Genomic DNA, 20,332 nt, shown 5'->3' with positions numbered 1-20,332 from the left:
CACCGAGTGCAGATAGTTTCTCAACTGCGGCTAACCCGGCGCCCGGTTGCTAGCTGAAAGTTCAAAAAACGGCCGAGAATTTTCCGATGGCTGCACGCTGTTTGGTGCATCTGCAGGCGCATTGTGCCGGCAGTCTCAAGCCGCGTATAAGAACCTTGTTAAGCCAGTGGGTATGCATGACACCCGCTGGGTTTCAGCGCATGCGGCAGTCTCAGTTCGCCGCTTCGTTGGCAGCGTCCTGTTTATCTTGGCGTTCTTTTTCGATCTTTTCGAGTTCTTTCTCGAAAGCCTGGTCTAGCAGGCTGGGGCGTTTACGCCAGGGCCTGCGGTCCGGATCCGGCTGGGCGGCGTAAGTCACTACTTCTCCGCCGTAAACATCCTTGTAACGCTGCGCCTGGCGCTCAAGTTCGGCACGCAGTTCGTCTTTCGTCACTTGGTTTTCCTATGTTTTTCATGGGTTCGAATAGCGCGTGAGGCGTCGTGCTTCACTGTGGCGGCTATTCGTTGGGACGGGGAGCGTCGATAAGTCTGCAACCTGTCGGTGCATAAGAGTATGGCTGGCAGATTTCGTTACGCTTAAATATGTAATGTTTTTTGCAGAGGTTATTTATATCCCAGCGGGCCATTATGGCGAAATGCCGCAGGCTGTCCAGTATCAGGATGTCGCAGTGCTCGATACTGCGTGCGATTACGCAGTTGCATTCGCTTGCGTGCATCCAGGGTGGGAACTCTGAAGTCCATTTGTGCAAGTGGTGTGTCTACTTTTTGCATAGCAATTGCTATGAGCAGACATGGCCGGATACGCGTGATGCATTAATTGATAGTGTCATCGTACAACCGCTAGGCTATGATTACCGTTTGACCGCTAGCCGAGAATTGCCGCTGATATGGATAACTCCACCGTCCAACCCCGCGCCCGTCGCAAGCACCGTAGCCTGGCCCAGGAGCTGGTTGCCGAGCTGTCGCAGCGCATTCGCGATGGCGTGATCAAGCGCGGCGACAAGTTGCCGACCGAGTCGGCGATCATGGAGGAGCAAGGCGTTAGCCGTACCGTTGTGCGCGAGGCGCTTTCACGTCTGCAGGCGGCAGGGTTGGTAGAAACCCGCCATGGTATTGGTACCTTTGTGCTCGATACCCCGAGCGCCAGCGGTTTTCGTATTGACCCGGCCACCATCGTCACCTTGCGAGATGTGCTGGCTATTCTCGAATTGCGTATCAGCCTTGAGGTGGAATCGGCCGGTATGGCCGCGCAGCGCCGTACTGAGGCGCAACTGCGTACTATCCGTGAGGCGTTGGACGTCATTAACGAGAGTTCGGCCAGTGCCAGTGATGCGGTAGCCTCGGACTTTCACTTCCACCTGCGTATTGCTGAGGCGACTGGCAATCGCTATTTCACGGACATTCTCAGCCACTTGGGCACCAGCATTATTCCGCGTACTCGGGTCAATTCTGCGCGCTTGGCGCATGACGACCAGGCTCATTACATGGCCCGCCTAGAACGTGAGCACGAGCAAATTTTCGAAGCCATCGCCCGTCAGGATGCCGAGGCTGCGCGGGCCGCCATGCGCTTGCACCTGACCAACAGTCGTGAGCGCCTGCGCCAAGCGCACGAGGCAGCCGAGGCTGAGGCATTGCACGGCTGATGCTGGCCTGCCGTTAGCGGCGGGCCAGCAGAACCACCCCACCGACAACGATCAGGCCGCCCAGCACCTGCAGGGCACCGAGCACCTGGCCTAGGATCAGCCAGCCGAACACCATGCCGGCTACCGGCTCCATGTTCATCACCGGGGCGTTGTGCGCGATGTTCAGGCGCGGCATGTAGATGAACAGCATGGAAAAGGCCGCCCCATAGAGCACCACCAGGCAGCTCAGCGCAATCCAGCCGGTCATGGCGTTGGGTGGGTTCAGACTGCCTGGTAGCAGGCCGCTGCCCCCCAGGGCGCCAGAGGCAACCAGTACCACGCTCAGAGTGAGCATGCTGCGAATCGACCCCGCCAGTTTCGACAAGCGATGCTCGGTGATCCACAGGGCGACGGCGAATACTGCCGCAGCGGTCAGACCAAAGGTAATGCCGACCAGCCACTGGCCATCTGTGGCGTCGCTGCCAAGCAGGCGTTCCGGCACATCCAGTACCAGTATCAAGCCGAACAGGATCAGCCCCATGATAGCTAGCGCCTGGCGTGTCGGTGCAGTGCCACCTAGCACCCAAGTCAGCAGCGCCAGCAGGATGGGAGACAAATTCACCACCAGCAGTGCCAGCGCCACCGGGATTCTCGCCACGGCTGAATAAATGCAAAAGCTCTGTACCGCGATCAGTAGCCCCAGCAGTATTTGCCAGCCCCAGGTACGGGCGTCCAGGCGCAGTGATTCACGACGCCAGAACACCAGCGCTGCCAGTGCTACCAAGGTGACGCCGGCGCGGCAGAGCATGGCCAGCAACAAGCCGGTGTCATGGTCGAAAGCGATACGTGCGGCGATGTGGTTGGCGGCGAAGGAGCAGGCGATAGCCGCCAGAATCAGCACGGCGATATGGCGGGGGAAGAGAGTGGAGCTATGCATGACGACAATCCTGTTTGTCATGGCCCAAAGTAAAACGCCGCCCCAGTGGGCGGCGTTTGCTTGCGTTGCCCTGGGCCGTCAGAGCACGACGCTCGGTAACCACAGCGAGATGGCGGGGATGTAAGTGACCGCCATCAGCACCGCGAACAAAGCGGCATAGAAGGGCAGCAGCGCTTTCACGGTGCTCTCGATGCTGACCTTGCCGACGGCCGCGCCGACGAACAGTACCGCGCCGACCGGCGGGGTAATCAGGCCGATACCCAGGTTGACCAGCATGATCATCCCGAAGTGCACCGGGTCTACGCCGAAGGAGGTTACGACCGGCAGCAGGATCGGTGTCAGGATCAGGATGAGTGGTGCCATGTCCATCAACGTGCCCAGCACCAGCAGCATGAAATTCACGCACATGAGGATCACATAGCGGTTATCTGACAGGGTCAGGAAGGCCGTGGTGATCTTCGACGGAATCTGCATTAGGGTCATGATGTAGCCAAAGCTGGCGGCGAAGGCAATCAGGATCATGACGATCGACAGAGTACGCACCGTGCGGTGCAGCATCTTCGGCAGTTCGCTCCACTTATAGTCGCGGTAGATGAACATGGTCACGAAGAAGGCCCAGACCACTGCCACGGCTGCCGACTCGGTGGCGGTGAACACGCCGCTGAGAATACCGCCGAGGATGATGCCCATGGTCATCAATCCCCACAGTGCCTCGGCGCAGATCTTCAAGGCCTGGCGCAGCGGGATCACTTCACCCTTGGGATAGTTGCGTTTACGGGCGAATACCAGGCACAACGCGGCCATGGTGAAGCTCAGCAGCAGGCCAGGGCCGATACCAGCGACGAACAGCGCGGCAATGGACACTGTGCCGCCCGCGGCCAGCGAGTAGATCACCGAGTTGTGGCTGGGCGGTGTGAGCAGCGCCTGTACCGAACCGGAGACGGTGACGGCGGTGGAGAACTCGCGCGGGTAGCCCTTTTTCTCCATTTCCGGGATCAGCACCGAGCCGACCGAAGCCGTATCGGCCAGGGACGAGCCGGAGATAGCGCCGAAGAAGGTCGAAGCGGTGATGTTGACCAGCGACAGGCCGCCACGGACGAAGCCTACCAGCACTCCAGCGAAGGCCACCAGGCGGCGCGCCATACCACCTTCGGCCATGATCGCGCCGGCCAAAACGAAGAACGGGATGGCCAGCAGAGAGAATTTGTTCACGCCGCCGGCAATCTGGATCATTACGGCATGCAACGGAATATCGATCCACCAGGCGCCGATCAACGAGGCCAGCCCCAGTGCGTAGGCAACCGGTACGCGTAACAGAATCAGGGCGATGAAGCTGCCCAGCAAGATGACTGCGTCCATTACACGGCCTCCTTGGCGTCTTCGTCGTTTTCATAGTCGACGACTCGACGCTTGTGCTGATCGCCATACAGCAACTGTTCGATGACGAACATCAGGGTGAGGAAACCGCCCAGCGGGATTGGCATGTAGCTGATGCCCACACGCATCCAGGTCAGGGTACTCAGGTATTGATTCCAGGTGGCCACACATAGTTTGTAGCCCCAGATCAGCATGAACAGGCTGATCGCGCCCATGGTCAGGCGTACGAACAGGGTTAGCAGCGGCTGCAGCCCTGCGGGCAGGCGGTCACTCAGTACCTGGACTGCCATATGGGCGCCAGCGCGATAGCTGGCGGCCGCGCCGATAAAGGTAAACAGCACCATCAGTAAAATGGCGATGGGCTCCGGCCAGCCGAGTCCTTGGCCGAGCACGTAGCGACTGAATACACCCCAAGGAATGATCAAAGCCATGATCACGATTGCCATACCGGCTACTGCAATGCAGGCCCGGTAAATAACGTCATTGACGCTTAGCACCAGAGTTTTCATGAGTCGTTACCGGACGCGGCGCCTTTCGGCGCCGCATCTATTTTCAGGGGGAGGGGTTACTGCACCGCTTCGATACGCTTGATCAGGTCTGCGAACTGTGCGCCGTATTTCTCGCGAACTGGGGCGGTGGCGTCGTAGAACGGTTTGGTGTCGACTTCGATGTACTCGACGCCTGCGGCCTTGAGCTTCTCGTCGCTGGCTTTTTCCTTGGCGGTCCACAGTTCACGTTCTTCCAACTGGGCCTCTTTAGCCAGTTTCTTCACCAGTGCCTGCTGCTCAGCGGTGAGCTTGTTCCAAGTGGTTTTGGACATCAGCAGCGGCTCGGGCAGGATCAGGTGGTGAGTCTGGGTGTAGTACTTGGCTGCGCGGTAGTGGTTGTGCTCGAGGATGGTCGGCGAATTGTTCTCGGCGCCGTCGATCACGCCGCTTTGCAGGGCGCTGAAGATCTCGCCGGTGTCCATGGCGATGCCGTTGGCACCCATGGCATTGAGGGTATCGATGAACAGCGGGTTGCCGATCACACGGATCTTCATGCCTTTGAGGTCTTCGATCTTGCGCACCGGCTTCTTGGTGTAGAGGCTGCGGCTGCCGGCTTCCATCCAGGCCAGACCAACCATGTTGAAGTCGGATTCAGTGATGGCGTCGAGAATTTCCTGGCCAATCTCACCGTCGATCACCTTGCGCATGTGGTCGACATCGCGGAACACGAACGGCATGTTGAACACATTGGTGGTCGGTACTACTGGGCCAACCGAACCGAGGCTGACGCGGGTGAGTTGTACGGCACCGATCTGGGTCTGTTCGATCACTTCCTTCTCGGAGCCGAGCACGCCGCCTGCGAACATGCGCGATTTGATCTCACCATTGGTGCCTGTTTCGAGTTTCTGGCCCAGATGCTCCATGGCCACCACGGTCGGATAACCTGCAGGATGAATTTCGGCGATTTTCAGCGTCATCTCCGCTTGGGCAAAGGATGACAGGCCGAGTGCGAGCGGAAGTGCGGCGAAAAGCAGCTTGCGTTTGAGGTTCATGTGGAAAGCTCCATCTTGTTGTTGTTGGTGAACAGCATGACTAGCCGGTGCCGCTCTGCAGCGGCCCAGGGTGGATCGGATCAGGGGTGGTAGGTTGGCTCCGCGAGGCCACGCACGCCGGGGTCAAGGGCGAATACGCCGCCGGCCAGTGGCTGATCGGCCAGATCGCCGCCTGGACGGATCGAGGTCACGAACAGCGTGTCCAGGTTGGCGCCGCCGAAGGCGCACATGGCGGGTTTCTTCACCGGTACGGCGAGCGAGCGATCGAGGTGGCCATCGGGCGTAAAGCGATGGATCAGGCCAGCGTCGTTACCGCAGATCCAGTAGCAACCATCGACGTCGATAGCTGCGCCGTCTGGGCGCCCCGGATGCTGGTTCATATCGATGAACAGACGGCGGTTGTGCGGTGTGCCGCTGTCAGTGTCGTAATCGAAGGCCCATACCGCCTGCACCGAAGGGTGAGAGTCGGATAGGTACATGGTGCGTCCATCTGGGCTGAAGGCCAGGCCGTTGGGCACGATGAAGTCATCAAGCACTTGCTGCAATTGACCGTCGAAGCGGTACAGCGCGCCAACACGAGCGCCTGCGGCCATGTCCAAAAGCATGGTGCCGGCCCAAAAACGGCCTTGGCGGTCGCAACGACCATCGTTGAAGCGCATCTCCGCCTGGGCGTGTTCGACAGTGGCGAGGCGCTCGGCCCGCAGGTTGCCATCATCTTGCGCTTGTAGGTGGAAGATGCCGCTTTGCATGCCGGCAATCCAACCACCGGCAGGGTGGATGGCGAGGCAGGCCAGCATTTCGGGTGCTTGCCAGCTCTGCGTCTGACCATCGGCCAGGCGCCAGCGGTGCAGACGGCCGACTGGAATATCGGCCCAATACAGGGCTTGTTCTGCTGTGTGCCAGACCGGGCTTTCACCGGTGGCGTTGCGTGCATCGAGGATCAGTTCGGCTGACATGGGGCGCTCTGCTTGTTCTGGTGGTGTAGCGATGGCGGGCAGGATCAGTCGTCGCCGAACGGGCCTGCGGCAACGAAAGCGCCGCCTTGATAGATGCGCGCGGGATCATCGTCTGCAGGCATCGGCTGCTCCTCGACCTTGTCGCGGAAGACTTCCGAGCTGTCCTTGGCGGTAAAGCCCAGGTGCGCGGCAAGGTGGTTGTCCCACCACACTTCGCGATTCGCCGACATGCCATAGACCACGGTATGGCCCACGCTCGGCGTGTAGAGCGAGCGCTCGATCAATTGGGTCAGGTCGTCATAGCTCAGCCAGGTGCTCATCATGCGGCGGTTGGCTGGCTCGGGGAACGAAGAACCGATGCGAATGCTGACGGTTTCGATGCCATAGCGATCGAAATAGAAGTTCGCCATATCTTCGCCATAGGCCTTGGACAGGCCGTAGTAACCGTCCGGGCGACGCGGGGAGTGAGCGTCGATTCGCTCGTCCTGCTTGTAGAAGCCGATGACATGGTTGGAACTGGCGAACACCACGCGTTTCACGCCGTGGCGACGGGCTGCTTCGTAGATATGGAATACGCCGCAGATGTTGGCGCCGAGAATTTCTTCGAAGGGACGCTCTACCGAAACACCGCCGAAGTGAATGATGGCGTCGACCCCCTCGACTAGTTCATGCACAGCGTGCTTGTCGGACAGGTCGCAGTGCACGATCTCTTCGTGCGGGCCTGTGGCGGGAGCCATCTCGCCAATGTCGGACAGACGCAGGATATTTGTGTAGGGGCGCAGGCGTTCGCGCAACACTTTGCCCAGGCCACCGGCGGCACCGGTCAGCAGCAGGCGATTGAAGGGGCGCAGTTCGCTGGAAGTGTTTGTCATGGAGTGGCCTGAATTCATTGCTTGTTGTTATTGAATTGTCATACGTTGTCGTATGACTTGGCCCGATTATCAACACCGGTCGCGAGCGATGTCAATGTGAGGTCTACGACTGATCCATTCCGTCCAGCTAAGCGTAGTTACCAAGAATGGGCTTGAAGGGCGCTGATTACGGTATTTTGAAGGGACTGTAGCCGCTCTATATTCGGCTTATCGTCAGGTGCGCAGGCATAGAGACGGGTGGTGCACCAGTGCAGTGAGTCTATGGATTGCGCGAATGCAACATATTCGACCATAGTTGTATGACAACGGGCGTCTGATTCAATACCTACAAATTTATACTTGGGTGAACAAGGAGTGACCCATGAGTAGACGATCCTCCGCTGCACGATCCGGCAATGCCCCGACACTTATCGACGTGGCCAAGGTCGCCGGTGTTTCGCCTATTACCGTATCGCGCGCCTTGGGGCGGCCCGAGGTGGTTACGGCCGCGACGCGCAAGCGAGTGTTGGAGGCCGTGCGAGCGACAGGCTATGTCCCGAACATGGCGGCGGGTGCTCTGGCATCGAGTCGCAGTCGGCTGGTGGCGGTATTTCTACCCACTATTGCTAACTCGATATTTTCCGACACCGTACAAGCACTGACTGATCGCTTGGCTGTGGCAGGTTATCAGACGCTGCTGGGCCTGACCGGTTATAGCCCCGAGCAGGAAGAGGCCTTGCTCGAAGCTGTGCTCGGGCGCCGCCCGGACGGCATCGTGCTGACCGGTACCGAACACACCCAGGCCAGCCGCGAGCGCCTGGCGCGTGTGGGCATGCCGGTGGTCGAGGCTTGGGATCTGGCGGCGCAAGCGCTGGATATGCAGGTAGGGTTTTCCCACGAGGCCGTAGGCAGGGCCGTGGCCGATTACCTGCTGCGCAAGGGCTACCGGCGCATCTCGGTTGTCAGCCTCGACGATCCCCGTGGCCTGCGCCGTTACCGCAGCCTGGCGCAGGCGTTGGCTGAGCAGGGCGTGGAGCTGATCGATACGCAGATACTGCCAGCACCGGCGACCCTGGGGGTTGGCCGCGAAGGCTGCGCCCGGCTGTTGCAAGTGGGCAGGGCCGGTGATGTGGTGGTATGCAGCTCCGACACTCTGGCTCAGGGCGTATTGGCCGAAGCTGCTAGCCGTGGCTTACGTGTGCCAGAGGATCTGGCGGTCATCGGCTTCGGCGACCTCTCTAGCGCTGCGTACAGCCATCCACCGCTGACCACCATCCGCATCGACGGGGCGCGTATCGGCAACGCTATCGCCGAAGCGCTGCTGGCCCGTATTGCCGAACCGAATCTGGCGCGTCAGCCGTTAAGGCTGGATGTGGGATTCGAGCTAGTGAGGCGGGGGAGTGGGTAAGTTGTGACTGATGCAATTATGAATGTATCCATATCCGATTTATTGCGTGGTGCTCATGCTTTGCCAATGGTGATATAGGCCTGCAATGTCTTAAGAGTACAGAAAAGACATCGTTTCTTTGATCTGTTTCAGCGGCTAATCCCGCTAAGCCATTTCTAAAGGTAAACGACCTTCTTAGTCGGGAATCTAGCTATCCCAATTTCCTGCGCCATTGCTCTTCCACTTAAAAACCATCATTGAATGATTGCGCAATCATCGTAGCCTGAATCAGGTTGCTCATTTTCGGCGGCCTCGTTGGGTCGTCGGCTGTCCATTCCGAGGAGGTTTGCATGAATGATCGATCCAACCCTGTCTGTGCCGATGATGACCGCATCGTCTGGTTGAGCATGCGCTCTGTGGCATTGCCGCTGGCCAATCCGATTAGCGATGCCAAGGTACTGACCGGGCGGCAGAAGCCGATGACCGAAATCGCCATCCTGATCGCCGAGATCGAGACTCGTGACGGTCATCGAGGCCTGGGCTTCAGCTATTCCAAGCGCGCCGGTGGCCCTGGGCAGTTCGCTCATGCTCTGGAGGTGGCGCCGAATCTGATTGGCGAGAACCCCAGCGATATCGCCAAGCTGTGGGACAAGCTGTGCTGGGCTGGTGCTTCGGTCGGGCGCAGCGGCTTGGCGACCCAGGCCATCGGCGCGTTCGACGTCGCCCTGTGGGATCTCAAGGCGCGCCGCAGTGGTCTGTCGCTGGCGCGTTTGCTCGGCAGTCACCGCGATTCCGTACGCTGCTACAACACCTCGGGGGGGTTTCTGCACACGCCGCTCGACCAACTGCTGAAGAACACCGACACCTCCCGCGAGAAGGGCATCGGTGGGATCAAGCTCAAGGTTGGCCAGCCGGACTGGGCGCTGGATATTCACCGCGTCAGCACCGTGCGCGAACACCTGGGTGAGAGCTTCCCGCTGATGGTCGATGCCAACCAGCAATGGGATCGCCCGACCGCACGACGCATGTGCCGTCGGCTGGAGCCGTTCAATCTGATCTGGATTGAGGAGCCGCTGGACTGCTACGACGCTGAAGGCCACGCCGAGCTGGTGCGCCAGTTCGATACGCCGATTGCTACCGGCGAGATGCTTACCAGCCCGGCCGAGCATTGGGAGTTCATTCGTCAGCGCGGTGCCGATTTCCTCATGCCCGATGCGCCGCGCGTTGGTGGCATCACTCCGTACCTGCGTGTGCAGGCTCTGGCCGAGCAGGCTGGCATGACCCTGGCGCCGCACTTCGCCATGGAGCTGCACGTGCACCTGGCCGCCAGCCATACGCGCGAGCCGTGGGTCGAGCACTTCGAGTGGTTGGAGCCGCTGTTCAACGAGCGCCTGGAGATTCGCGACGGGCGCATGCTGGTGCCGACCCGTCCGGGCCTTGGTTTGAGCCTGAGCGAGCAGGTGGCCGCCTGGGCGGTGCAGCAGGCCGAGGTTGGCAAGCGCGCCTGAGCTTTCAACTAGGCGGATAAATCTCGCGAGCGGCCTGGCGCACGGCATCGATCACCGCAGGCAAGGCAGGGTTGTCGTTGTCGTCGCGCCAGACCAGATGCAGTTCGCCGCACACGCCTTTGGGGAGCGGCAGGTCGCGGAACCGTATCTGCTCGAAGCGAATGGCGCTGGCGCTACGTGGCACCAGCGCCAGCCCCATGCCGGCATTGACCAGCGACAGAATGGTCAGGGTCGAGCCCAGTGCCTGGACGAACTCTGGTTGAATGCCGCTGGCGCGAAACAGACCGGTGTGCAACTCGTTGAACGGCTGCCAGGCCGTATGAGCGTACAGGATGAAAGGTTGGCCATGGAGCATCTCCAGGGTTGGCTGCTCGTGCTGCGCCAGTGGGTGCTCGGCGGGGACGGCCAGTACGAACGGCTCGTGCAGCAGGCACTGTGAAATCAGGCCTGGCTGCTGCAGTGGCGCGCGTACGATGGCCAGATCGACTCGGCGCGCATGCAGCGCTTGAGTCTGTTCGAAGGTGCCCATTTCCAGCAAGGCAATGTCCACGCCTGGCCGCGCGCGCCTGGCTGCGGTAATGGCGCGTGGCAGCACGTCATACACCGCGCTGGCAACGAAGCTGATGTTCAGCGAACCACTTTCACCAATGGCCGCCAGGCGCGCGCTCTGGGCGGCGCGCTGAGCTTGATCGAGCAGTGCCTGGGCTTCGACGAAAAAGGCGCGACCAGCCGCCGTCAGTGTTACTGAGCGCGTACTGCGGGTGAGCAGGCTGACACCTAATTGATGTTCGAGTAACTGAATCTGTCGGCTCAGCGGCGGTTGGGTCATGTTCAGGCGTTCGGCAGCGCGGCGGAAATTCAACTCTGCAGCCAGGGTGGTGAAGCAGCGCAGTTGGGCGAGGTCGAACATTGATTCAATCCGGGTATCAATCAAGTGATTGATTAGATTAGACCTGGATCAATGAAGGCGTCCATCATCTGCATCAAGCTGCTGTAGACGTCGTTCTAGAGCGCTTGAGGGATAGTGGGACGGAAAAGAAACCGCCCCCTGAGCAGAGGGGGCGGTGAGGTGGGTCAGGTACGCAGGATTTCGTTGATCGCGCTGGGTTTGGGACGCAGCGCGCTGAACACCTGCCAAAGCACGAACGCCAGCGCCAGGCCGAGGAAGGTGCCGGCGATGGGGTTGGTGAGGAAATCGGCAAAGTTGCCATCCGACAGCATCAGGCCGCGGCGCAGGTTGGTTTCCGCCATCGGCCCGAGGATGAAGCCGATGATGAACGGCGCCGCTGGCATGCCAGCCTTGACGAAACCATAGCCGAGCAGACCGAACAGCAGGATCGACCAGACGTCGAACAGGCGGCTGGACAGGCCGAAGGCGCCGACCACGCACAGCACCAGGATGATCGGCAACAGGATGTGCTTGGGCACGTCGAGCAGCTTGATGAACAGGCGCAGGCCATAGAACTCCATGAACAGCATCATGACGGTGGCGACGATCAGGGCGGCGAAGATGGTGTACACCAGCGGGCCTTGGCTGATGAACAGCAGCGGGCCGGGCTGGATGCCGTGGATCAGGAAGCCGCCGAGCAAGATCGCGGTAACGGTGTCACCGGGGATGCCCAGGGTCATCAGTGGCAGCATGGCGCCCCCGATACCGGCGTTGTTGGCAGTCTCGCTGGCGACCACGCCACCAATGTTGCCCTTGCCGTAGGTGTGGCCATCCTTCGCACGCTTCTTGGCGATGATGTAGGACACTAAGTTGGAGGTGCCAGCGCCGATACCCGGAAGAATACCAATGCCCAGGCCGATCAGGCCGGAGCGGCCAGCGTTGGGCAGTTGCTCGCGGAACTCCTTGAGCGAGAAGCCGAAGCCCTTGATGTGCTTCATGCTCACCGACTTGGCCTTGCCCTGCACGGCATGGCGACCGGTTTCGGCGACCTTGATGATCTCAGCTACAGCAAACATGCCGATCATTACCGTGAGCATGGAGAAGCCGCCGTTGAGTTCACTGAAGTCGAAGGTGAAGCGGCGGATGGCTTCGACCGGGGCGATACCAACGGTGGAAACGGCGATACCCAGCGCGCCGGCGAACAGCCCCTTGATCATGGAGCCCGCCGACAGGGTGGCGATCAGGGTCAGGGAGAAGATGGCGATGGCAAAGTATTCGTGCGGGCCGAAGCTCAGTGCCACCTTGGCCAGTTGCGGGGCAATGAACATCAGCGCCGCGATACTGAAGATGGTGCCGAGGAAGGAAAACACGATACCGACGCCGAGCGCCTTCACGCCTTCGCCTTTTTCCATCATTGGGCCACCGTCAAAGACCGTGGCGATGGAGGAGGGGGTACCCGGTATTTTCAACAGGATGGCGGAGATCAGACCCCCCGACGTGGCGCCGATGAACAGTGCCACCAACAGCGACAGACCCGCGTGTGGGCCCATGGTGAAGGTCAGCGGCAGGCACAGGGCCACGGCCATGGTGGCGGACAAGCCGGGCACCGCGCCGAAGACGATGCCCACGGCTACGCCGACGGCCATCAGCAGCATGATATGGATGGAGAAGACGGCACCGAAGCCTTGCTGCAGTAATTCGAGCATGGTCGATCCTCAGAGGAAGTTGTTCAGCAGGCCAGCGGGCAGCAACAGGTCGAAGGCCTCGCGGAACAGCAGGAAGATGACGGCCGAACTGATCACGGCGATCAGGGCATAAGTCAGGTGACGGACTTTCTGCTTCACCGGCGTCAGCACGATGAACTGCAGATATAGGTACAGCGCGGTCATGATCGGGAAGCCAATCGAGCCGAGCAGGGCCATGTAGGCGAGAATCAGAGCCAGGGTCTTGATGACGGTTTTCGGTTCAATGATCTCTGGTGCCGCTTGCTCACTGCTCTCATCCGCTTCTTTGCTTGGTGGCTCGGCGCTTACCGTAGCCTTGCTGGCAAAGGCGCTGAACAGTTGCATCACGCCAAGCAGTAGCAGCAGGCCGGAAAGCAGCACGGGCACGGTTGCGGCGTCTACGCCTTGGTGTCCGGGCAGTTGGTAGCTCATCACCATATAGCTAACGCTAGCGGCCAACATGGCAAGGCCGGTAATCAGTTCTTTCTTGTTCAGGGTGCTCATCGCATGCCTCGATGTTCTGAGGTGCGCTGCCGACCGGCATCAGGCCGGTCGGCAGCACTTTTGGGCTTACTTGGCCTTGCGCAGGTCATCCTTGAACTGCATGAAGTCATTGCGGGTCTTGGCCAGAATGGCCTTGGCATCTTCAGTGGCGTAGAAAGAAACCGGTTGTTTGAACTTCTTCAGATCCTCGGCGTACTCAGGCACTTCGGTGATCTGCTTCATCAGGTCAGACATTTTCTTGATGATGGCCGGGTCGGTACCTTTCGGGAAGGCGACCACGTAAGGCTTGTCCATGGTGATGTCCAGGCCTTGTTCCTTGAGGGTCGGTACATCGCCAAGCATGGGGTTGCGCTCGGCGTTGGGTTGGCCCAGTGCGACCATCTGCCCGCCCTGAACATAATCTTGTACCGAGCCATAGGTGATGGCGCCCATACCCAGGCGACCGCCGAGCATGCCAACCACGCGGTCGGATACGGTGCCGCCATCGACCATCTTCAGCTTGATGCCAGCCTGTTTCTCCAGCATCAGGCCTTGCAGGTGGGAGAAGCTACCCATCTCGGTGCCGTAGGTGACGCTGCCCGGATTGGCTTTGGACTTCTCAATCAGCTCTTTCATGTTGTTCACGCCGACCTGTTTGGAGGCGACGAACACGGTGCTCTTGTCGACGCCAGCGAAGCAGGCGACGTCGAAGGCTTCATAGCTGTCTTGGGTCAGCCCGGCGACTTCGTTGACGATCAATTGGCCTGGGTGAGTGAAGAGGATGGTGTTGCCGTCCGGTGCTGCGCCCTTGACCTGCTCGGCTGCCAGAGTGCCGCCGCCACCTGCGACGTTGGTGACCACCATGGTTTTGCCGGTGATCTGGTTGAAATATTTGGCCATCATGCGGGCGTTGAAGTCGGTGTCACCGCCGGGGTTGGCGATCACCACCACCTGGATCGGACGAGTCGGCCAGTTGACCTCGTCAGCGAAGGAGGCCGCGTGGCTGACCAAGGCACCGATGCCGACAACGGCAGAAAGGAGAGAAGCGCGGAATGTTTTTTTCATTGGAATGCTCCGGGTGGGGGATAGAAGTCGCGTGAGTCAGTCGCGACCGAGGCTGGGACGTTTCGGGTCATACTGCCAACCCGAAACCAGGTACTGCATGGCCATGGCGTCGTCACGCGCGCCATTGGCGACCTTCTTGTAAAGCTCGTGGGCGGCCATGATCCGCTCCATGTCCGGCTCGATACCGAGGCCGGGTTTGTCGGACACCTGCACCTGGCCACCAACGATCTGCAGTGGCTCGCGGGTCAGGCGTTCTTCACCTTCCTGCCAGATCCAGTGGGTGTCGATGGCGGTGACGCGGCCCGGTACGGCGGCGGCGGCATGGGTGAACATGGCCAGGGAAATGTCGAAGTGATTGTTGGAGTGCGAGCCCCAGGTCAGGCCGAATTCTTCGCACACCTGGCCGAGGCGCACGGCGCCCTGCATGGTCCAGAAGTGCGGGTCGGCCAGCGGAATGTCGACGGCTTCGAGGCGCAGCGAGTGGCCCATCTGCCGCCAGTCGGTGGCCACCATGTTGGTAGCGGTGGGGATACCGGTGGCGCGCTTGAACTCGGCCATCACCTCACGGCCTGAGTAGCCGTTTTCCGGGCCGCAGGGGTCTTCGGCGTAGGCCAGCACATGGCCTTGGCCTTTGCACAGGGCGATGGCTTCGTCCAGCGACCAGGCGCCATTGGGGTCGAGAGTGACGCGGGCGTCGGGGAAGCGCGCTTTGATTGCGCGGATCGCGTCCATCTCCTCGGCGCCGCGCATCACGCCGCCCTTTAGTTTGAAATCGTTGAAACCATAGCGGGCATTTGCCGCTTCAGCCAGGCGGGCGATGGCCTCTGGTGTCATCGCGGCTTGGTGACGCAGGTGGTACCAGTCATCCGCCGAACCTTGGCCGGCAAGGTAGGGCAGGTCGGTACGCTGGCGGTCGCCGATATAGAAGAGGTAGGCGAGCATCGGCACATGATCGCGCTGCTGACCACTGCCGAGCAGCTCGCAGGCCGGTACGCCCAGATGCTGGCCGAGCAGATCGAGCAAGGCCGCTTCGACTGCAGTGATGACGTTATCCAGGCGCAGGTTGATCTCGTGCGGTTGCTTGAGCACGCGTGCTTCGGATTCCGAGGTGACCTGATGCTGAGTGGTCTGCGGGCCCTTGGCCGGGCCGGAGATGGCTTGGCGCAGGCTGTTGAGGGTGCGGTTGTAACGGCCAATAGGCTGGCCGATCACCAAATCGCGGCAGCGCTCTAGCGCTTGGCGAATACCTTCGCCGCCTGGTACTTCACCGCAGCCGGTGTGCCCGGCGTTATCTTTGAGCAGTACCAGGTTGCGGGTGAAATAGGGGGCATGGGCGCCGCACAGGTTGAGCAACATGCTGTCATGACCGGCAACCGGAATGACCTGCATATCGATGATCAGCGGTGTGCTGTTATCTGCGTGTTGTTGCATGTGGCTTGTGGCTCCGAGCATGGCGCGACCTTGGCCGCGAAATTCGATTCAGGCGTTCGATAGGTTGTGCGCGGAGCAAAACCTGGTGGCTCGGGAGAGGTTGGCAGGAACACCGTCATGAAAGGTGTTGTGGCCGTGTACGCGGATTGCGCAGCCAGGGTGGGCCTGAGTGCCGCAGATGGCAGTGAAGGTCGGTGACATGACCTGAGCCTCGCTTGTATTTTTATTTGAAAGTCATAGGTTGTCATATGACATGGCGAAATTAGTACCAGTCAGATTGGGGGCTGTCAACGCTGTTTTGGTCTAGGATGATTGCGCTGCCATTCGCCAGGATGTTGTGCTAAAAGCGCTTCAAGGCCCTTATTTTCAGCGTAAGACAAGGTGCGCTCAGGGTGTGCCGAAATCGATTGAATGCACTTCGTCGAACGGGGAGTGCAAAAACTGGTGTTTTTTTTGTTGTTGTACGATAACGTATCTCTACAGCTTCGGCTGACGTTATTCCTCACAACTCGCTCTACAGGGTGTTCGCATAATGAATCCACAAGAACTGAAGTCCATCCTCTCTTCCGGTCTGCTGTCCTTCCCCGTGACCGATTTCGATGCTGCCGGCAATTTCAATCAGGCGGGCTATGTGCGCCGCCTGGAGTGGCTGGCGCCGTATGGTGCGTCGGCGCTGTTCGCCGCCGGTGGTACCGGTGAGTTCTTTTCGCTCGACAGCAACGAGTATTCGCAGATCATCAAAACTGCTGTTGATACCTGCGAGAAGTCCGTACCTATCCTGGCTGGCGTCGGTGGCCCGACTCGCGTAGCCATTCAGATGGCTCAGGAAGCCGAGCGCCTGGGTGCCAAAGGCCTGCTGCTGCTGCCGCACTACCTGACCGAAGCCTCGCAGGACGGCGTTGCCGCTCACGTCGAGCAGGTGTGCAAATCGGTGAACATCGGCGTGGTGGTTTACAACCGTAACGTCTGCCGCCTCAACGCCAACCTGCTGGAGCAACTGGCTGAGCGTTGCCCGAACCTGATCGGTTACAAAGATGGTCTGGGTGACATCGAGCTGATGGTGTCGATTCGTCGCCGCCTGGGCGATCGCTTCACCTACCTCGGTGGTCTGCCGACCGCTGAAGTCTATGCTGCTGCCTACAAGGCCTTGGGCGTGCCGGTTTACTCCTCGGCGGTGTTCAACTTCATCCCGAAAACCGCGATGGAGTTCTACAAGGCTATCGCAGCGGAAGATCACGCCACCGTTGGCAAGCTGATCGATGATTTCTTCCTGCCGTACCTGGACATCCGTAACCGTAAGGCCGGTTACGCAGTGAGCATCGTCAAGGCCGGCGCCAAGATCGTCGGTTACGATGCCGGCCCGGTACGTGCCCCGCTGACCGATCTGCTGCCGGACGAGTACGAAGCTCTGGCCAAGCTGATCGAAGCGCAAGGCGCTCAGTAATACCGCTGTTGGCCGCTCGCACCGCGGGCGGTTGGCGGCCAGTGTGTCCCGCCTCTTGTTAGGCGGGTTGCACTAGGGTTTGTACGAAAAGTCGTCGAGCGAAGGTCATGCGATACCGATGGCGGCACCGCAAAAACAGGTCAGGAACGGTCTGAGTCGCGCTCGACTTTACGAGCTGTAAATGAGCATTCCGAACCCGTTTTTAACGAAGCATCACCGAGCGCAGGCACTTTTCGTACAGAGCCTAATCAATTGTCAAACCCATAAGAACAACAGGGTAACGCTCATGAATTCACAGACTCCTGCCTCTGTCGGCACTCCGCTGATCACTGAGCTGCAAGTCGTACCGGTCGCCGGCCAGGACAGCATGCTGCTCAACCTGAGCGGTGCCCATGGTCCTTATTTCACTCGTAACATCCTTATTCTCAAAGACAGCGCTGGCCATGTTGGTGTCGGCGAAGTCCCAGGCGGCGAGGGCATTCGTCAGACCCTCGAAGACGCCCGCTCGATTCTCGTCGGCCAGCCGGTCGGCAACTACAACGCACTGCTCAACCAAGTACGCCGCGCTTTCGCTGACCGCGATTCCGGTGGCCGTGGCCTGCAGACTTTCGACCTGCGTATCACCATTCACGCCGTGACCGCGCTGGAGTCGGCACTGCTCGATTTGCTCGGCCAGCACCTCGGTGTACCGGTCGCAGCTCTGCTTGGTGAAGGCCAGCAGCGCGATGCAGTGGAAATGCTCGGTTATCTGTTCTTCGTCGGCGACAAAGGCAAGACCGATCTCGGTTACCGCGACGAGTCCGATGCCGATGACGAATGGTTCCGTGTGCGTAACCAGACGGCGCTGACCCCGGAGACCGTGGTGCGCCAGGCCGAAGCGGCGCACGCGCGCTACGGCTTCAATGACTTCAAACTCAAAGGTGGCGTGCTGCACGGTGAAGCCGAGGTTGAGGCGATCCGTGCCCTGGCTGCGCGTTTCCCCGATGCCCGTGTAACGCTCGATCCTAACGGTGGCTGGTCGCTGGATCAGGCTATAGCCCTGTGCCGCGACCTGCATGGCGTGCTGGCTTATGCCGAAGACCCGTGCGGCGCCGAGAACGGCTACAGCGGTCGTGAAGTGATGGCCGAATTCCGCCGTGCTACCGGTCTGCCGACGGCGACCAACATGATCGCCACCGACTGGCGGCAGATGGGCCACACCATCTCCCTGCAATCGGTGGACATCCCGCTGGCCGACCCGCACTTCTGGACCATGGCCGGTTCCGTGCGCGTGGCGCAGATGTGCAACGACTGGGGCCTGACCTGGGGTTCGCATTCGAATAACCACTTCGACATCTCCCTGGCCATGTTCACCCACGTCGCCGCCGCTGCTCCGGGCCGTGTCACCGCTATCGACACGCACTGGATCTGGCAGGACGGTCAGCACCTGACGCGCAACCCGCTGCGCATCGAGGGTGGCCTGGTGCAGGTGCCGAAAACGCCAGGTCTTGGCGTCGAGCTGGACTGGGATGCATTGGCCAAGGCGCACGAGCTGTATCGCGCCAAGGGGCTCGGTGCGCGCGATGACGCAGTCGCCATGCAGTACTTGATCCCCAACTGGACCTTCAATAACAAGAAGCCCTGCCTGGTGCGTTGAGTCGGGCCCGCAGTCCTGTAGGGTGGGCTTTAGCCCACAAATAATGCAGCCGGTGGGCTGAAGCGGAGCGCCGCCCGGCCCACCCTACAAGTGTGCAGTCCAACCCTACGGGCTCAGCCTTTCCTTTTGCTACGCGAGCCTTACCGATGCCTGATGCCAAACCGGGTCGTGTGCGCTACCGCATCCTGCTGATGCTGTTTCTGGTGACCTTGGTTACCTTTGCCGACCGTTCCAGCCTGTCGATTGCCGGTACTGCCTTGCAGGAAGGCCTGGGGATCGATGCCGTGACGCTTGGCTATATCTTTTCGGCTTTCGGCTGGGCCTATGTCATCGGGCAGATTCCCGGTGGCTGGTTGTTCGACCGTTTTGGCACCAAACCGGTATATACCCTGGCGCTGTTCCTCTGGTCAGGGTTGACCCTATTGCAGGGCTTCGTCGGCTGGCTGCCGACCACCTGGGCGGTGAGTACGATATTTCTCTTGCGCCTGCTGGTGGGCTTTGCTGGCGCACCATGTTTTCCCGGTAACGCGCGGGTGACGGCGTCCTGGTTTCCTTCTGCTGAGCGGGCTACCGCTACGGCCATCGCCAGCTCGGCGCAATATGCCGCCACTGCACTGTTCGCCCCGCTGATGGGCGCGGTGGTGCAAATGTTCGGCTGGCAATACGTGTTCATCATTCTCGGTTGTCTGGGACTGGGGTTGTCGCTGCTGTGGCTGAAGAATCTGCACAGCCCGCGTGAGCATCCGCTGCTCGGTGCGCCGGAGCTGACGTTGCTGGAACGGGGCGGGGCGCTGGTCGACCTCGATCAGCGCGCGGGTGCGACCGGCCCGCAGTGGCGTCATCTGCGTCTGCTGCTGACCCAGCGCACACTGCTCGGCATTTACCTGGGGCAGTACTGCAATAACGCGATTACCTATTTCTTTCTGACCTGGTTTCCGGTGTACCTGATCCAGGGCCGTGGCATGAGTATCGTCGGCGCCGGTTTCGCCGCTGCGGTGCCGGCCATCAGTGGCTGCATTGGCGGTGTGCTGGGTGGGCTGTTGTCCGACGGTTTGCTGCGCCGTGGTCATTCGCTGACGCTGGCGCGCAAGTTGCCCAGCGTGCTCGGCTTACTGTTGTCGAGCAGCCTGGTGCTGTGCATCTTCGTCGACAGCGATGCCGCCGTGGTGGCGCTGATGACTCTGGCCTTCTTCGGCAAGGGTTTGGGTTCGCTGGGCTGGACGCTGGTGGCCGACACCGCGCCGCGGCAGATACTCGGCCTGTGCGGCGGGCTGTTCAATACCTTCGGTAACCTGGCTGCCGTTACCACGCCAATCGTCATTGGTTACCTGGTCAGCCTGACCGGCTCATTCGATGGTGCACTACTTTATGTGGGCGCCAATGCCTTGCTGGCGGTGATTGGTTTCACGTTCATCGTCGGTCGTATAGACAGGATCGAGCTGCCGGCCGAAGGCCCTAGAGCAGCGTCCTGAGTGCCTAATG

Annotated in this window: 18 protein-coding genes; 6 read left to right on the top strand and 12 right to left on the bottom strand. The window is 60.3% G+C overall.

All coding sequences use genetic code 11. The features are described from left to right. Nucleotides 1-211 precede the first annotated feature (211 nt). Nucleotides 212-433, bottom strand: coding sequence for a hypothetical protein (locus tag AERO9A_RS03740; RefSeq protein ID WP_159970561.1), 222 nt, complete (start codon nucleotides 431-433; stop codon nucleotides 212-214). A gap of 454 nt (nucleotides 434-887) precedes the next feature. On the opposite strand from AERO9A_RS03740, the gene AERO9A_RS03735 reads away from it, so the two are divergent. After that, the gene (locus tag AERO9A_RS03735; RefSeq protein WP_159970560.1) at nucleotides 888-1,643 is read left to right on the top strand and encodes a FadR/GntR family transcriptional regulator; all 756 of its coding nucleotides are present in this window, start codon (nucleotides 888-890) and stop codon (nucleotides 1,641-1,643) included. 13 nt (nucleotides 1,644-1,656) lie between these two features. Here the strand turns inward: AERO9A_RS03735 and AERO9A_RS03730 are convergent, their stop codons facing one another. The 6 genes from AERO9A_RS03730 to AERO9A_RS03705 form a co-directional block, all read right to left on the bottom strand. Beyond that, nucleotides 1,657-2,559, bottom strand: a complete 903-nt coding sequence (locus AERO9A_RS03730; RefSeq protein WP_159970559.1) for a DMT family transporter — start codon at nucleotides 2,557-2,559, stop codon at nucleotides 1,657-1,659. 78 nt (nucleotides 2,560-2,637) lie between these two features. Continuing rightward, a complete protein-coding gene (locus AERO9A_RS03725) occupies nucleotides 2,638-3,918 on the bottom strand; it encodes a TRAP transporter large permease (protein ID WP_159970558.1) in 1,281 nt (426 codons plus the stop codon). After that, nucleotides 3,918-4,445 (bottom strand): TRAP transporter small permease, encoded by a 528-nt coding sequence (locus AERO9A_RS03720; RefSeq protein ID WP_159970557.1) that lies wholly within the window; start codon nucleotides 4,443-4,445, stop codon nucleotides 3,918-3,920. Before AERO9A_RS03720 ends, AERO9A_RS03725 begins: the two co-directional genes overlap by 1 nt. 56 nt (nucleotides 4,446-4,501) lie before the next feature. Next, nucleotides 4,502-5,476, bottom strand: coding sequence for a TRAP transporter substrate-binding protein (locus tag AERO9A_RS03715; RefSeq protein WP_159970556.1), 975 nt, complete (start codon nucleotides 5,474-5,476; stop codon nucleotides 4,502-4,504). Nucleotides 5,477-5,556: 80 nt separating this feature from the next. Then, on the bottom strand, nucleotides 5,557-6,432 hold the full coding sequence (locus AERO9A_RS03710; protein ID WP_159970555.1) for an SMP-30/gluconolactonase/LRE family protein: 876 nt from the start codon (nucleotides 6,430-6,432) through the stop codon (nucleotides 5,557-5,559). Nucleotides 6,433-6,476: 44 nt separating this feature from the next. Continuing rightward, the gene (locus AERO9A_RS03705) at nucleotides 6,477-7,304 is read right to left on the bottom strand and encodes an NAD(P)-dependent oxidoreductase (RefSeq protein ID WP_159970554.1); all 828 of its coding nucleotides are present in this window, start codon (nucleotides 7,302-7,304) and stop codon (nucleotides 6,477-6,479) included. 361 nt (nucleotides 7,305-7,665) lie between these two features. Between AERO9A_RS03705 and AERO9A_RS03700 the strand changes: the two genes are divergently transcribed. Beyond that, entirely contained in the window at nucleotides 7,666-8,691 is a 1,026-nt protein-coding gene (locus tag AERO9A_RS03700; RefSeq protein WP_159970553.1) for a LacI family DNA-binding transcriptional regulator, read from the top strand. A 329-nt stretch (nucleotides 8,692-9,020) separates the two neighbouring features. Next, nucleotides 9,021-10,178, top strand: coding sequence for a mandelate racemase/muconate lactonizing enzyme family protein (locus AERO9A_RS03695; RefSeq protein ID WP_159970552.1), 1,158 nt, complete (start codon nucleotides 9,021-9,023; stop codon nucleotides 10,176-10,178). A 4-nt stretch (nucleotides 10,179-10,182) separates the two neighbouring features. Here the strand turns inward: AERO9A_RS03695 and AERO9A_RS03690 are convergent, their stop codons facing one another. The 5 genes from AERO9A_RS03690 to AERO9A_RS03670 all read right to left on the bottom strand — a co-directional run bounded on the left by AERO9A_RS03690 (nucleotide 10,183) and on the right by AERO9A_RS03670 (nucleotide 15,770). Continuing rightward, entirely contained in the window at nucleotides 10,183-11,088 is a 906-nt protein-coding gene (locus tag AERO9A_RS03690) for a LysR family transcriptional regulator (RefSeq protein WP_159970551.1), read from the bottom strand. 164 nt (nucleotides 11,089-11,252) lie between these two features. Continuing rightward, nucleotides 11,253-12,773: a tripartite tricarboxylate transporter permease gene (locus tag AERO9A_RS03685; protein ID WP_159970550.1), complete on the bottom strand. Its 1,521-nt coding sequence runs from the start codon at nucleotides 12,771-12,773 to the stop codon at nucleotides 11,253-11,255. A 9-nt stretch (nucleotides 12,774-12,782) separates the two neighbouring features. Continuing rightward, nucleotides 12,783-13,295 carry a tripartite tricarboxylate transporter TctB family protein gene (locus AERO9A_RS03680; protein WP_159970549.1) on the bottom strand — a complete coding sequence of 171 codons (513 nt, stop codon included), beginning with the start codon at nucleotides 13,293-13,295 and terminating at the stop codon, nucleotides 12,783-12,785. 66 nt (nucleotides 13,296-13,361) lie between these two features. Next, nucleotides 13,362-14,339 carry a tripartite tricarboxylate transporter substrate binding protein gene (locus AERO9A_RS03675; protein ID WP_159970548.1) on the bottom strand — a complete coding sequence of 326 codons (978 nt, stop codon included), beginning with the start codon at nucleotides 14,337-14,339 and terminating at the stop codon, nucleotides 13,362-13,364. Between the two features lie 36 nt (nucleotides 14,340-14,375). Next, entirely contained in the window at nucleotides 14,376-15,770 is a 1,395-nt protein-coding gene (locus AERO9A_RS03670) for an enolase C-terminal domain-like protein (protein WP_159970547.1), read from the bottom strand. A 532-nt stretch (nucleotides 15,771-16,302) separates the two neighbouring features. On the opposite strand from AERO9A_RS03670, the gene kdgD reads away from it, so the two are divergent. The 3 genes from kdgD to AERO9A_RS03655 all read left to right on the top strand — a co-directional run bounded on the left by kdgD (nucleotide 16,303) and on the right by AERO9A_RS03655 (nucleotide 20,322). Then, on the top strand, nucleotides 16,303-17,214 hold the full coding sequence (gene kdgD, locus AERO9A_RS03665; protein WP_159970546.1) for a 5-dehydro-4-deoxyglucarate dehydratase: 912 nt from the start codon (nucleotides 16,303-16,305) through the stop codon (nucleotides 17,212-17,214). A 286-nt stretch (nucleotides 17,215-17,500) separates the two neighbouring features. Continuing rightward, nucleotides 17,501-18,850 (top strand): glucarate dehydratase, encoded by a 1,350-nt coding sequence (gudD, locus tag AERO9A_RS03660; protein ID WP_159970545.1) that lies wholly within the window; start codon nucleotides 17,501-17,503, stop codon nucleotides 18,848-18,850. A gap of 146 nt (nucleotides 18,851-18,996) precedes the next feature. Continuing rightward, nucleotides 18,997-20,322, top strand: coding sequence for a D-galactonate transporter (locus AERO9A_RS03655; RefSeq protein ID WP_159970544.1), 1,326 nt, complete (start codon nucleotides 18,997-18,999; stop codon nucleotides 20,320-20,322). Nucleotides 20,323-20,332: the final 10 nt, after the last annotated feature.

It is taken from the genome of Pseudomonas sp. 8Z, from assembly GCF_902506535.1.
Taxonomy (GTDB): domain Bacteria; phylum Pseudomonadota; class Gammaproteobacteria; order Pseudomonadales; family Pseudomonadaceae; genus Aquipseudomonas.
This window is presented reverse-complemented; position numbering and strand designations above follow the sequence as displayed.

Bases quoted from the DNA above. Each gene is read 5' to 3' on its own strand.
- AERO9A_RS03720 (WP_159970557.1), bottom strand. From the start codon at position 4,445: ATGAAAACTCTGGTGCTAAGCGTCAATGACGTTATTTACCGGGCCTGC.
- AERO9A_RS03700 (WP_159970553.1), top strand. From the start codon at position 7,666: ATGAGTAGACGATCCTCCGCTGCACGATCCGGCAATGCCCCGACACTT.
- AERO9A_RS03675 (WP_159970548.1), bottom strand. From the start codon at position 14,339: ATGAAAAAAACATTCCGCGCTTCTCTCCTTTCTGCCGTTGTCGGCATC.
- AERO9A_RS03685 (WP_159970550.1), bottom strand. From the start codon at position 12,773: ATGCTCGAATTACTGCAGCAAGGCTTCGGTGCCGTCTTCTCCATCCAT.
- AERO9A_RS03670 (WP_159970547.1), bottom strand. From the start codon at position 15,770: ATGCAACAACACGCAGATAACAGCACACCGCTGATCATCGATATGCAG.
- AERO9A_RS03690 (WP_159970551.1), bottom strand. From the start codon at position 11,088: ATGTTCGACCTCGCCCAACTGCGCTGCTTCACCACCCTGGCTGCAGAG.
- AERO9A_RS03715 (WP_159970556.1), bottom strand. From the start codon at position 5,476: ATGAACCTCAAACGCAAGCTGCTTTTCGCCGCACTTCCGCTCGCACTC.
- AERO9A_RS03710 (WP_159970555.1), bottom strand. From the start codon at position 6,432: ATGTCAGCCGAACTGATCCTCGATGCACGCAACGCCACCGGTGAAAGC.
- AERO9A_RS03735 (WP_159970560.1), top strand. From the start codon at position 888: ATGGATAACTCCACCGTCCAACCCCGCGCCCGTCGCAAGCACCGTAGC.
- AERO9A_RS03680 (WP_159970549.1), bottom strand. From the start codon at position 13,295: ATGAGCACCCTGAACAAGAAAGAACTGATTACCGGCCTTGCCATGTTG.
- gudD (WP_159970545.1), top strand. From the start codon at position 17,501: ATGAATTCACAGACTCCTGCCTCTGTCGGCACTCCGCTGATCACTGAG.
- AERO9A_RS03725 (WP_159970558.1), bottom strand. From the start codon at position 3,918: ATGGACGCAGTCATCTTGCTGGGCAGCTTCATCGCCCTGATTCTGTTA.
- AERO9A_RS03655 (WP_159970544.1), top strand. From the start codon at position 18,997: ATGCCTGATGCCAAACCGGGTCGTGTGCGCTACCGCATCCTGCTGATG.
- AERO9A_RS03695 (WP_159970552.1), top strand. From the start codon at position 9,021: ATGAATGATCGATCCAACCCTGTCTGTGCCGATGATGACCGCATCGTC.
- kdgD (WP_159970546.1), top strand. From the start codon at position 16,303: ATGAATCCACAAGAACTGAAGTCCATCCTCTCTTCCGGTCTGCTGTCC.
- AERO9A_RS03730 (WP_159970559.1), bottom strand. From the start codon at position 2,559: ATGCATAGCTCCACTCTCTTCCCCCGCCATATCGCCGTGCTGATTCTG.
- AERO9A_RS03705 (WP_159970554.1), bottom strand. From the start codon at position 7,304: ATGACAAACACTTCCAGCGAACTGCGCCCCTTCAATCGCCTGCTGCTG.